This is a genomic window from Curtobacterium sp. ODYSSEY 48 V2 (assembly GCF_023712625.1).
In the GTDB taxonomy this organism is placed as follows: Bacteria; Actinomycetota; Actinomycetes; order Actinomycetales; family Microbacteriaceae; genus Curtobacterium.
The window spans coordinates 118559-130240 of sequence record NZ_JAMAXX010000007.1; the positions used below are offsets into that span (position 1 = coordinate 118559).

Annotated in this window: 11 protein-coding genes; 4 read left to right on the plus strand and 7 right to left on the minus strand. The window is 71.2% G+C overall.

The genetic code is table 11. The features are described 5' to 3' along the window. Positions 1 to 129 precede the first annotated feature (129 nt). Together pgm and M3666_RS12175 are read left to right on the plus strand one after the other, a co-directional pair. Positions 130 to 1749 (plus strand): phosphoglucomutase (alpha-D-glucose-1,6-bisphosphate-dependent), encoded by a 1620-nt coding sequence (gene pgm / locus M3666_RS12170; RefSeq protein WP_251155341.1) that lies wholly within the window; start codon positions 130 to 132, stop codon positions 1747 to 1749. A 212-nt stretch (positions 1750 to 1961) separates the two neighbouring features. Next, positions 1962 to 4385 carry an MDR family MFS transporter gene (locus M3666_RS12175; protein WP_251155342.1) on the plus strand — a complete coding sequence of 808 codons (2424 nt, stop codon included), beginning with the start codon at positions 1962 to 1964 and terminating at the stop codon, positions 4383 to 4385. Positions 4386 to 4474: 89 nt separating this feature from the next. On the opposite strand, the gene M3666_RS12180 is transcribed toward M3666_RS12175, so the two are convergent. Both M3666_RS12180 and M3666_RS12185 read right to left on the minus strand, forming a co-directional pair. Then, on the minus strand, positions 4475 to 4981 hold the full coding sequence (locus tag M3666_RS12180; RefSeq protein ID WP_251155343.1) for a hypothetical protein: 507 nt from the start codon (positions 4979 to 4981) through the stop codon (positions 4475 to 4477). Between the two features lie 67 nt (positions 4982 to 5048). After that, complete coding sequence (locus M3666_RS12185) at positions 5049 to 5936, minus strand: site-specific DNA-methyltransferase (RefSeq protein ID WP_251155415.1); 888 nt, start codon at positions 5934 to 5936, stop codon at positions 5049 to 5051. Positions 5937 to 6024: 88 nt separating this feature from the next. On the opposite strand from M3666_RS12185, the gene M3666_RS12190 reads away from it, so the two are divergent. Next, positions 6025 to 6309 carry a GNAT family N-acetyltransferase gene (locus tag M3666_RS12190; RefSeq protein ID WP_066652241.1) on the plus strand — a complete coding sequence of 95 codons (285 nt, stop codon included), beginning with the start codon at positions 6025 to 6027 and terminating at the stop codon, positions 6307 to 6309. 18 nt (positions 6310 to 6327) lie between these two features. Here the strand turns inward: M3666_RS12190 and M3666_RS12195 are convergent, their stop codons facing one another. From M3666_RS12195 to M3666_RS12210, 4 genes are all read right to left on the minus strand, one after another. After that, a complete protein-coding gene (locus M3666_RS12195) occupies positions 6328 to 6657 on the minus strand; it encodes a hypothetical protein (protein WP_209683961.1) in 330 nt (109 codons plus the stop codon). Between the two features lie 119 nt (positions 6658 to 6776). Continuing rightward, complete coding sequence (locus M3666_RS12200; protein ID WP_066652236.1) at positions 6777 to 7298, minus strand: hypothetical protein; 522 nt, start codon at positions 7296 to 7298, stop codon at positions 6777 to 6779. A 43-nt stretch (positions 7299 to 7341) separates the two neighbouring features. Then, positions 7342 to 8391, minus strand: a complete 1050-nt coding sequence (locus M3666_RS12205; RefSeq protein ID WP_066652234.1) for a biotin/lipoate A/B protein ligase family protein — start codon at positions 8389 to 8391, stop codon at positions 7342 to 7344. A gap of 83 nt (positions 8392 to 8474) precedes the next feature. Beyond that, positions 8475 to 9344, minus strand: coding sequence for an alpha/beta hydrolase (locus tag M3666_RS12210; RefSeq protein WP_251155344.1), 870 nt, complete (start codon positions 9342 to 9344; stop codon positions 8475 to 8477). 126 nt (positions 9345 to 9470) lie between these two features. Here M3666_RS12210 and M3666_RS12215 point away from each other — a divergent pair, with 126 nt between their 5' ends. After that, on the plus strand, positions 9471 to 10412 hold the full coding sequence (locus tag M3666_RS12215; RefSeq protein WP_251155345.1) for an acetamidase/formamidase family protein: 942 nt from the start codon (positions 9471 to 9473) through the stop codon (positions 10410 to 10412). Positions 10413 to 10841: 429 nt separating this feature from the next. On the opposite strand, the gene M3666_RS12220 is transcribed toward M3666_RS12215, so the two are convergent. After that, positions 10842 to 11594, minus strand: a complete 753-nt coding sequence (locus M3666_RS12220) for an SDR family NAD(P)-dependent oxidoreductase (RefSeq protein ID WP_251155346.1) — start codon at positions 11592 to 11594, stop codon at positions 10842 to 10844. Positions 11595 to 11682: the final 88 nt, after the last annotated feature.

Sequence of the window (11682 nt, forward strand, 5' to 3'; positions counted from 1 at the left end):
ACCCGGGACGTCCCCCCACGTCCCCGGCAGGGCGGCCGCTCGTGCCGTACCGGGGCGGTCTCCTGCCGGACCCGTGCGGCTGCGTGACACCCGGCGACGCGCGGAGGGTCCTGGTGCCAGGATGGGCGCATGAACGACCGCGCCGGCACCCCCGCGACCGCAGACGACCTCGTCGACCTCGACGCCCTCCTGGCCGCGTACCACGAGCGTGTCCCCGACGTGTCGATCCCCGAGCAGAAGGTGGTGTTCGGCACCTCCGGCCACCGCGGCTCGTCGCTCGACACCGCCTTCAACGACACGCACATCGCCGCGATCACGCAGGCGATCGTCGAGTACCGCACCGAGCAGGGCACCACCGGTCCGCTGTTCATCGGCCGGGACACGCACGCGCTCTCCGCGCCGGCGGAGCAGACCGCGCTCCAGGTCCTGGCCGCCAACGGCGTCCGCGTGCTCGCCGACGCCGAGGACGGCTTCGTCCCGACGCCCGCACTGAGCCACGCGATCATCCGGTACAACCGCGCGGAGCACGGCGACACTGCCGACGGCATTGTCATCACGCCGAGCCACAACCCCCCTCGTGACGGCGGCTTCAAGTACAACCCGCCGCACGGTGGCCCGGCCGACAGCGACGCCACGTCGTGGATCGCCGACCGGGCGAACGCGATCATCGCCGGCGGGAACGCCGACGTCCGCCGCCAGGACGAGACCGCAGCCGAGGGCTACGACTACCTCGGCACGTACGTCGCGGACCTCGAGCACATCATCGACATCGACGCGATCAAGCGCGCCGGGGTGAAGATCGGCGCCGACCCCCTGGGTGGGGCGTCCCTGCCGTACTGGGAGCGCATCCGCGACCACTACGGCCTCGACCTGACCGTCGTGAATCCCGAGGTCGACCCGACCTGGGCGTTCATGACCCTCGACTGGGACGGCAAGATCCGCATGGACCCGTCGAGCCCGTCCGCGATGGCGTCGGTGCTCGCCCACAAGGACGACTTCGACGTCCTGACCGGCAACGACGCCGACTCGGACCGCCACGGCATCGTCACGCCCGACGGCGGCCTGATGAACCCGAACCACTACCTCGCCGTGGCGATCGAGTACCTCTACGCGCACCGCCCCGAGTGGCGCGACGACGCGGCGATCGGCAAGACGCTCGTGTCGTCGAGCATCATCGACCGCGTCGCGGAGTCGCTCGGCCGCCGGCTGTGGGAGGTCCCCGTCGGCTTCAAGTGGTTCGTCCCCGGTCTCATCGACGGCTCCGTGGCGTTCGGCGGCGAGGAGTCCGCGGGCGCCTCGTTCCTCCGCAAGGACGGCACGGCATGGACGACCGACAAGGACGGCATCATCCTGGCGCTCCTGGCGTCCGAGATCACCGCGGTGACCGGCAAGACCCCCTCGCAGCTCTACACCGAGCTCACGGAGCGCTTCGGTGCGCCGGTCTACCAGCGGGTCGACGCCGCTGCGAGCAAGGAGCAGAAGGCCCGGCTCTCGAAGCTCGACGGCGACGCGATCACCGCCGACACCCTGGCCGGCGACCCGATCACCGCGAAGCTCTCGAAGGCGCCGGGGAACGACGCCGCCGTCGGCGGCGTCAAGGTGGTCACGGACAACGCGTGGTTCGCCGCACGGCCCTCCGGCACCGAGGACGTCTACAAGATCTACGCGGAGAGCTTCGTCGGGCAGGAGCACCTCGAGCAGGTGCAGCGCGAGGCGAAGGAGATCGTGGACGCCGCCCTGGGCGCGTAGTCCCCGACGACCGACAGGGGCGTCACCGGATCCGTCCGGTGGCGCCCCTGTCGCTCCTCCGCATCCGCCGGAGGACCCTGCCGATGTCCACAGGAACGAGGCGGATGGGAACAATCCGTTTGCGCTGGTTGTATTTTTGCAGTGCGCGCAACAACGCTCCCCCGCGCCCGGGCGAGAGCGACGCGCGAGCACCAGTACGCACGGGAGACCGAATGACCCAGACGGCGACCGCACCCGCGGCCCCCACCACGTCCTCGAACGCGGTGATGAACCACCGACAGATCCTGCTCGTCATCTACGGACTGATGGCCGGCATGTTCCTCGGCGCGCTCGACCAGACCATCGTCGGCACCGCCATCCGCACGATCGGCGACGACCTGCACGGGCTCGACCAGCAGGCGTGGGTGACCACGGCCTACCTGATCGCGTCCACGATCACGACGCCGATCTACGGCAAGCTCTCCGACATCTTCGGCCGCCGCCCGCTGTTCCTCACCGCGATCGGCATCTTCATCCTCGGGTCGCTCGCCGCGTCGTTCTCGACCTCGATGCTCATGCTCGCCGGGTTCCGCGCGCTGCAGGGCCTCGGCGCCGGCGGCCTGATGTCGCTGCCGCTCGCGATCATGGGCGACATGCTCGCCCCGCGCGAGCGCGCCAAGTACCAGGGCTACTTCCTCGCCGTGTTCGGCATCTCCTCGGTCATCGGGCCGCTCGTCGGCGGCCTGTTCGCCGGCGCGTCCGAGATCCTGTTCGTCAGCGGGTGGCGCTGGGTCTTCCTGGTCAACGTGCCCGTCGGCATCATCGCGCTCTTCATGGTGACGACGTTCCTGCACCTGCCGAAGTTCGGCGACCGCGGGAAGCCCCGCATCGACTGGTGGGGCGCCTCGCTGGTCATCGTCACCCTCGTCCCGCTGCTCCTCATCGCCGAGCAGGGTCGCGAGTGGGGTTGGGACTCCCCCGGCGCGATCGCCTGCTACGCGATCGGCGCGCTGGGTCTCGTCGCCTTCGTGATCGTCGAGCGCTCCATGGGCGACGACGCGATCCTCCCGCTCAAGCTCTTCGGCTCGCGGGTGTTCTCGATGGCCGCGGTCCTGTCCGTGCTCGTCGGCTTCGGGATGTTCGGCGCGATGCTGACGATCCCGCTCTACCTGCAGATCGTCAAGGGCGTCACCCCGACCGAGTCCGGCTTCGCCATGCTGCCGATGGTGCTCGGTCTGATGATCTCCTCGATCGCCTCGGGTCAGATCATCTCGCGCACCGGCCGCTACGGCGCCTTCCCGATCACGGGCACCGCGTTCACGGCGATCGGCTTCACGCTCCTCACCTTCCTGACCGCCGACAGCCCCCTCTGGTTCCTCATGCTCGGCATGTTCGGCATCGGTCTCGGGCTCGGGCAGCTCATGCAGACACTGACCCTCGCCGCGCAGAACTCGGTCTCCCCGCGGGACATCGGCGTTGCCACGAGTGCAGCGACGTTCTTCCGCCAGATCGGCGGCACGATGGGCACCGCGGTGCTCCTGTCCGTCCTGTTCACGCTCATGCCGACGAACATCACCGGCGCGATGCAGAACGAGTCGACGCTCAAGCCGGCCCTCACCGCCGCGCTCACCCCCTCGGTCGCCAGCGCGTCCGAGAACAAGGGCGTGATGGACCAGATCTGGTCGAAGATCGTCGACCCGGTGCAGCAGAACGTGCAGCAGGGTCTCGACCAGGGTGCCGCAGCGGCGAAGCAGGCCGCGGACCAGGCCGTGACGAAGCAGGTCACCGCGCAGGTGCAGCAGCAGGTCGCCGCCGGCCGGATCCCCGCCGCCTCCGCCGACTCGGTCATCGCCGAGCAGGTCGCCGCGAACAAGTCGGCCGCCGAGCAGCAGGCGCTCGAGACCGCCGCGTCCAAGGCGAACGCCGAGGTCGTCGACGGCACGCTGCAGATCGACTACAGCAACGCCGACCAGCGGAAGGCCGTGGTCGACGAGGTCGCGCCGAAGCTGGTCGACCAGCTGAAGAACGGCGACACGGCGGCCAGCTCGTCCGCCGGCTCGGCCACGAGCGACACGTCGTTCCTCAACGGTGCGGACCAGCGGCTCACCCGTCCGTTCCTGGTCGGGTTCAGCCAGTCGGCCGTCGTCGTCTACTTCGTCGGGCTGGGTGTCATCCTGCTCGCCTTCGTCCTGACCTGGTTCTTCCGGGTCCCGCCGCTCCGCAAGGTGTCTGCACTGCAGGAACAGGCGAACGCGGCGAAGGGCGACTCCGACCGCCTGGCGGCGGACGCGCAGCAGGCGGCGGCGGACACCGGCTCGCTGGTCACCCCGGACACGGGGTCGGTCCGGGCGGTCCCGACCTCGCCCGACGTCACGGTGCAGCAGCCGCAGGACCGGTCCGGAGGCACCACCTCCCCCGCCGACCGACCCGCCTCCGACACGGGTGCAGCTGACCGCGCCGGTCACCACCCCGAGGGCGGCACCCGGGCGCCGCTCACCGACGCGACCACGCACGGCGCGCACGCCGCGGCGGCACCGGTGGACGAGCCTCCGGCCACGACCGCGACCATCCGGACGCACCCGGCGCACGCCTCGTCGGACGGGGCCACGCCGCCGGGTACCACGGCCGAGCACCACGGGCGACACACGGCGGAGTAGTCCGCCGCCGCTGGGAGGCGACATCGTCGACGTCGTACGACGTCGAGGGTGTCGCCTCCGTCGTCCCGCCCGGACGGGCGCCACGCTCGTCAGCGCTGCCCGCGCTCCTGCTCCCGGAGCTCGACGTAGTCGCCAGCCGCGCACTCCGAGGTCGCACTGATCGTGTCGCCGCCGCCCAGGTCGGACGAGTTGAACGCGATGTTCGCGATCCCGGCGCCCCTGCCGTTGAGTCCGGAGTAGCTGCCGTCCCCGTTGGTGAAGCGCTCCGTCACGAGCCCGGCACGCTTCCACAGCGTGGTGAGGGTGCTGACATCGGTCTCGATGTCGCCGCGCTCGGCTCGCGAGGACAGGATCGTGTAGTGCACGCCCTCGCCGTTGCCGCGTTCGTCCGTGCACGTCCCGAGTCGTGGGCCCTCCTCCACGGTCCAGTCCCCTCCGAGCGCACTGGCGGAGTCGTCCACGATCTGCTGCACCGCTCGCTCCGCGTCCTCGGGCCGCGACGACGGGGAACCCGTCCCGCCCGTGCACCCGGCCGTGAGGGCGAGTGCACTGACCATCAGTCCGACCGCAGCCGTGCGGACACTCTTCGCCGCCATCTCCCCCGTCTCCCCGGGCGCAACGCGTCCGCCCCGATCCATCCTGGCCGCTCCGGGCGGCAGGCGCTCAGTCCTCCTGCGCGACGGGAGACACGACCACCGAACCGACCGCCGACTCGACCGCTGCGTGCGGCAACCGACGCCGCATCACGTCGACCGCCACCGGGTTGTCGTCCACGAGCACGAACCGCCGGCCCAGGTCACGAGCGACCGCACCGAGCGTGCCGCTCCCCGCGAAGAAGTCGAGCACCCAGTCCCCCTCGCGCGACGACGCCTGCACCATCCGACGCAGGACCCCCTCGGGCTTCTGCGTCGGGTAGCCGGTCTTCTCGCTGCCGGTCGGCGACACGATGGTGTGCCACCACACGTCCGTCGGCAGCTTCCCGCGCTCGCGCTTCTCCGGCGTGACGAGTCCCGGCGCCATGTACGGCTCGCGGTCGACCGTCTCGGAGTCGAACCAGTAGCGCTCCGGGTCCTTCACGTAGACCAGGATCGTGTCGTGCTTGGTCGGCCAGCGCGTGCGGGACTTCGCGCCGAAGTCGTACGCCCAGATGATCTCGTTGAGGAACGCGTCGCGGCCGAAGAGCGCGTCGAGCAGCACCTTGGCGTAGTGGGCCTCGCGGTAGTCCAGGTGCAGGTACAGCGTGCCGTCGTCGGTGAGCAGCCGCCAGGCCTCGAGCAGGCGTGGCTCGAGGAACGCCCAGTAGTCCTCGAAGCGGTCGTCGAAGCGCATCAGGTCACCGCGGATCCGCTCGTAGGTCCGACCACGGAAGCCCGTGATCGTCCCGGCGTCGCCGACGGTCCGGCGCTGGGCGGTCACCGCGTGGCGCCGCTGCTTCCGTCCGGTGTTGAAGGGCGGATCGAGGTAGACGACCGTGAACGACGCGTCGGGCAGTGTCGGCAGGACGTCGAGGTTGTCGCCGAGCACGACGAGGTCGGGGCTCGAGTCGTCGATGCTGCGCACCGGACCATCCTCCCGCAGAGCGGACCGACGCCCGACCGCACCCAGCCCCCACCGCGTCCGACGGCGTACGGTCCCCTGCATGGCATCACCCGAGGTCCGCAACGACACCGACGCGCAGCAGTACTCCCTGGTCGAGGACGGCGAGGTCATCGGCTTCGCGGCGTACGAGGTCGCCGGCGACGAGATCCGCTTCACCCACACCGAGGTCGACCCCGCACACCGCGGCGGTGGCCATGCGTCGATCCTCGTCCAGCACGCGCTCGACGACGTCCGCGAGGGGTCCCTGCGGGTCGTCCCGCTCTGCACCTACGTCAAGGCGTGGATCGAGCGGCACCCGGACTACCAGGAGCTCACCACGCGCTAGCGCGGCAGGTGCCAGCGCTCAGTAGGTGCGGTCGAGCGTGCCGGGTCGCGCCTCGTGCCGCCCGCCGTGTCCGACCGCAGGCACACGGATGAGGACGGTGCCGCTGAGCAGGTCGTGGTCGTCGTCGGCGGGCGTCGGGGCCTCCTCCGGGAGGCGCGACTGCCGCTCGTACTCGGCCTGCGTCTCGTGACGGGTCGGGGCGAACACCTCGTCCATCATCGCGCCGACACCGCCGGATCCGCCGCTGCGTGTGGCCTTGTTCGACAGGTCGATCCACCCCACGCGATCGGCGACCCACATCACGACGGCCGCCACGGCCACCGCCCCCAGGAGGATCAACCAGTTCACGGTCCCGACGCTACGTCAGTCGACCGGCCAGGGCCTCCGCCGCGCGGATGATCCTGGCGATCGGTCCGCCGCGACGGCGGACTGCTCGCGAGCTCCCGCACCGGTGTCCGTCGTGCGGATCAGTCGACGACGACCGTCGCCTCCGGCTCGAAGCCGCGGTGCACGATGGAGACGTACCAGTACGAGACGACGTCGCCGTGCCGGACGGCATCGCTCGCGTCCGACTGCGGCTCCACCTCGACCGTCAGCCCGCCGCCGCGCGGCACCGTGACCGGCACCCTCGTGACCAGGCCGCACGGTACGTCGGTGCGCAGGACCTCGTCACGGCCGCCGGGTCCCACGGACACCCGCAGGCGCTTGCCGTCGACGCCGTTGCAGGCGACGAGGAGGTCCCAGTCGCCGGCGGGCGTCTCCGTCCCGGCCGCGCCACGGTCGAGTCCGTTCGACGAACCGAAGCCGCGGTCCCCGTCGAGCAGCGCTGCGTTCATCGCGTCGCCCCACCGGTCGAGTCCTGCCGCCCGTGTCGCGTCGGCATCGTCGGACAGCAGTCCGGAGACAGGTGCGGACGAGCAGGCCGTCGCGACACCGAGGACCACGAGTCCTGCGACCGTGGCGGACAGGAGACGGCTCGGACGACGCATGCGCAGAGCATAGAGGGCGCTCCGTACGGGCGTCACTGCCCGGTCAGGGCACCCGCTCGAGCCACTCCCGCGTCGCGAACTTCGTCTCGACCAGCTCCCGCGCGCGGGCCCGCTCCGCCTCGGTCACGTGGCCCTCGTGCGCGCCGTAGAGCTTCGTGAAGGTGCCGATCAGCCGGTCGATGATCTCGGCTCGGGTCAGGCCGGTCTGCGAACGCAGCGGGTCGACACGCTTGGCGGCCGAGGTCGTCCCCTTGTCGCTCATCTTCTCGCGACCGATGCGGAGCACCTCGACCATCTTCTGGCCGTCCATGTCGTAGCTCATCGTGGCGTGGTGCAGCAGGGCGCCGGTGCCGAGCCGCTTCTGCGCCGCGCCGCCGATCTTGCCCTTGGTCGAGGAGATGTCGTTGAGTGGCTGGTAGTACGCGTCGATCCCGAGGGACTTCAGCGCCTCGATCACCCACTCGTCCAGGTAGGCGTACGAGTCGGCGAAGGTCATGCCCTGCACGAGGTCGGTCGGCACGTACAACGAGTACGAGATGATCGCGCCGGCGTCCATGAACATGGCGCCACCGCCGGAGATGCGGCGGACGACCTCGACGCCGTACTTCGCGGCACCGGTCGGGTCGACCTCGTTCTTCAAGGACTGGAACGACCCGATCACGACCGCGGGCTGGTCCCACTCCCAGATGCGCAGGGTCGGACCGCGACGGCCGGCACCGACCTCCTCGGTCAGGACCTGGTCGAGTGCGAGGTGCTCGTTCGGGCTGATCGGCCCCTCGTGAACGATCTCCCAGTCGTACTCCTGCCACGTCGACGCCCGCGAGAGCGCGCGACGGACGGCGACCCCCACCGACTCCGGTGTGAAGCCGAGCAGCACCGCCCCCTCGGGCAGCGCCGTGCGGACCGCGGCGGCGATGCCGGCCGCGTCGGTGGTCGCGGGCAGGCCGTCCACGGCCTGGTCGATCAGCGGCAGCGCGTCGTCCGGCTCGAGGAAGAAGTCACCCGCCAGCCGGAACTCCTGGATGCTCCCGTCGACGACCTCGAGGTCGACGACGACCAGCTTGCCTCCGGGGACCTTGTACTCACCGTGCACAGGGCGAGCCTACGCCCGCCACCCGCCGGACGGGAGGCACGGGGCACCGCTGCCACGCGCCTCCCGTCCGGCAGCCCGTCGCGTCAGCGCGCCACGTGGCGGTCGAGCCACGCGATCAGGTCGGCGACCACCTCGTCGCGGTTCGTCTCGTTGTAGACCTCGTGCCGCGCCCCCTCGTAGACGTGGACCTGGACGTCCGACAGCCGACCGCGACGGCGGTACGCCTGGGCGAGCCGCTCCACGGAACGGGGTCCACCGAGGGTGTCGTCCGACCCGACCTGCAGCAGGATCGGCAGGTCGTGCGGGATGCCTCGGCGCGGCACGCCGAGCAGCCGCGCGGCGTCACGGACGCCGAAGAGCTTGATCACGTCGGCCTCGACCGCGAGCGGATCGGCGGCGATCGCGTCGATGACGGCCCGGTCGCGCGTGATCCACTCGAACTTCGTCGGTCCGGAGCCCGCGTGCCGGGCGTTCAGGTCGCCGCTGTTCATCCACCCGGGCAGCCGGTACGCCGTGGCGGAGAACACGACCCCGTCGTACCGCTCCGACGAGGTGTTCACGATCCGCTGTGCCATGAGCGACCCCCACGAGTGCCCGACGAGCACGAGCGGGACGCCGGGGTCCTGCGCGCGGGCGACGTCGCTCATCTGCTCCACGGCCGCGATCGCCGCCCGCAGGCCACCGGGTCCGAGCCGTCCGAGCCGCGCGTGGTCCCCGTCCCACTGCGCCAGACCGGTCCGGCCGTGCCCGCGGTGGTCGTTCGCGTGCACGGTGTACCCGGCACGGACGAGGTCCTGCGCGAGCGGCTCGTACCGGAGCCCGTGCTCCCCGACGCCGTGCGCGATCTGCACGATGCCCTTCGGCCTGGCGGCGCGCCAGGTCGAGTAGACGATCTCGACGCCGTGGGCGTCGGTGAACGAGGAGTCCCCTCGAGCGGCGGAGAAGGTGGGCACGGGTCGATCCTCGCAGACGTGGAGGCGGCGCAGGCGGTCCGTGGCGTGTCCGTCCGGCGTCCACGCAGCCGGCTCGGAGCCCGCCCAGGTCCACCAGGAACGCTGCACGCCTGGGAGGATCGACCGGTGACCTCCCACCGCATCGATGCCTCGCCCGACACCGCTGTCGACGTCCTCACCGCGGAACGCGAGCCCGTGCTCCGCGTCGAGGACGGTGACACCGTGACCGTTCGGACGCTGAGCGCCGCGGGCTACACCGAACGGCTGGCCGCGCCGGGGGCGGACGCACCGACGCTCCTCGATCCGCGACGCGGGCACTGTCTGGTCGGACCGATCGCGGTCACGGGAGCGCGACCCGGACAGGTGCTCGCCGTGCGCTTCGACGCGCTGGTGCCGGACGACTGGGGCTACACCGGGTCCGGCGGCGTCGACACCCCGGTCAATCGGCCGCTCGGGCTCGTCGACCCTGCGTCGCGCGGGCCGCTGCTCTGGGACGTCGACGCGGACGCCGGCACGGCGCGGAACCAGCTCGGGCTGGGCGTCCGGACCGCGCCGTTCCTCGGCGTGGTCGGTCTGCCGCCGGAGCCCACCGGGGAGCACTCGACGATCCCGCCGCGTCCGCTCGGCGGGGGCAACATCGACTGCCGCGAACTGGTCGCCGGCGCGACGCTGTACCTGCCCGTCACCGTGCCGGACGCGCTGCTCTCCGTCGGGGACGGGCACGCCGCACAGGGCGACGGCGAGGTCTCCGGCACCGCGGTCGAGTGCGGCATGACCACCACGATGACGCTGTCCCTGCTCGACCACGCCCCGGTCGAGGGCGTCCACGCCGACACCCCTTCCGGCCGCATCACGTTCGGGTTCGACGCCGACCTCAACACGGCGACGACGACGGCGCTCGATCGGATGGTCGACTGGATCGTCGGGCTGCACGGGATCACCCGCGGGCAGGCACTGGCGATGGCGAGCGTCGCGGTGAGCATGCGCATCACCCAGGTCGCGAACCGGACCTGGGGCGTGCACGCCCTGCTCCCCCACGACGCGATCCTCACGCCCGACGCAGGCTGAGCGCCCGACGCGAGCCGACGGTCCATCGGCACCACGCGCCGGGACGGGAGGCGCGACCAGCGTGCTCGACGTCGGGGACTCGGGTCGCGCCTCCCGTCTGCCCGTTCCTTCCCATGACACTCGCGATGCATGGAGAGAACGGGCGTACCTGACCGGAAGTTCCGGCCAGGTACGCCCGGACCGACCAGGCACGCCCGATCCGTCCCGGGTGGCAGGCGCGCCACCATGCTCGTCGCGTCCGCGCTGGCGAGACGGCGCGCTCGAGCCGCGCCGCGCCTCCCGTTCGCCCGTTCTTTCCCATCGCACCTGCGATGGAAGGTGAGAACGGGCGTACCTGGTCGATCGTTGCGATCAGGTACGCCCGTTCTCACCGGGTACGCCCGTTCTCACCGGGTACGCCCGATCCGACCAAGTACACCCGCTCCGGGGTCAGTGCGCGGAGTACCCGCCGTCGACCAGGTGGTAGCTGCCGCTGATGAACGAGGCCTTGTCGCTCAGCAGGAACAGCACGAGCGCTGCGACCTCGGCATCGGTACCGAGCCGCTTCGCCGCGTGCTCACCCTCGAGCGCCGCGAGCTCCTCGGCGGAGAGCGACGACCGGACGAGCGGGGTGTCGATGAACCCGGGACCGACCGCGTTCGTGCGGACGCCCTGCGCCGTGTACTCGAGCGCCGCGACCTTGGTCAGCCCGACGAGCGCGTGCTTCGAGGCCACGTACGCGGCGTTGTGCGCGATGCCGACCGACCCCAGCACCGACGCCATGTTCACGATCGCGCCACCACCGGCAGCCAGGATCGCCGGGATCTCGTAGCGGAGCCCGTAGAAGACGCCGTCGAGGTCGACCGCGCGGACCCGGTCCCACGCCTCGACGTCGTACTCGCCGATGGGCTGGGGAGCCGCACCGATGCCGGCGTTGTTCACCGCGAGGTGGAGCGCGCCGTAGGTGTCGACCGCGTGCTGGACCATCCGCTCGTTGTCGCCCGCGACCGCGGAGTTCGCCTCGAACGCACTCGCGGTGCCCCCGGCGTCCTCGATCTCGGCCACGACGCGCTGCGCGGCCTCGGCCTTGATGTCGGTGACGACGACCCGCGCGCCCGCGGCCGCGAGCTCCTTCGCGATCGCAGCCCCGATGCCGCTGCCGCCACCGGTGACGACGGCGACCCTGCCCTCGAACTCGGACATGTTCTCCTTCTTCCTCGACGTTCCGTCGATCGTGCACAAAGCAACACGTGTTGCGTACGTAGCGTACACCTCGCGCAGACCAGTTCGT

What these genes read in the sequence shown, in the direction of transcription:
- M3666_RS12175 (WP_251155342.1), top strand. Translation starts at nt 1,962, where the DNA reads ATGACCCAGACGGCGACCGCACCCGCGGCCCCCACCACGTCCTCGAAC.
- M3666_RS12200 (WP_066652236.1), bottom strand. Translation starts at nt 7,298, where the DNA reads ATGCGTCGTCCGAGCCGTCTCCTGTCCGCCACGGTCGCAGGACTCGTG.
- M3666_RS12180 (WP_251155343.1), bottom strand. Translation starts at nt 4,981, where the DNA reads ATGGCGGCGAAGAGTGTCCGCACGGCTGCGGTCGGACTGATGGTCAGT.
- M3666_RS12190 (WP_066652241.1), top strand. Translation starts at nt 6,025, where the DNA reads ATGGCATCACCCGAGGTCCGCAACGACACCGACGCGCAGCAGTACTCC.
- M3666_RS12220 (WP_251155346.1), bottom strand. Translation starts at nt 11,594, where the DNA reads ATGTCCGAGTTCGAGGGCAGGGTCGCCGTCGTCACCGGTGGCGGCAGC.
- pgm (WP_251155341.1), top strand. Translation starts at nt 130, where the DNA reads ATGAACGACCGCGCCGGCACCCCCGCGACCGCAGACGACCTCGTCGAC.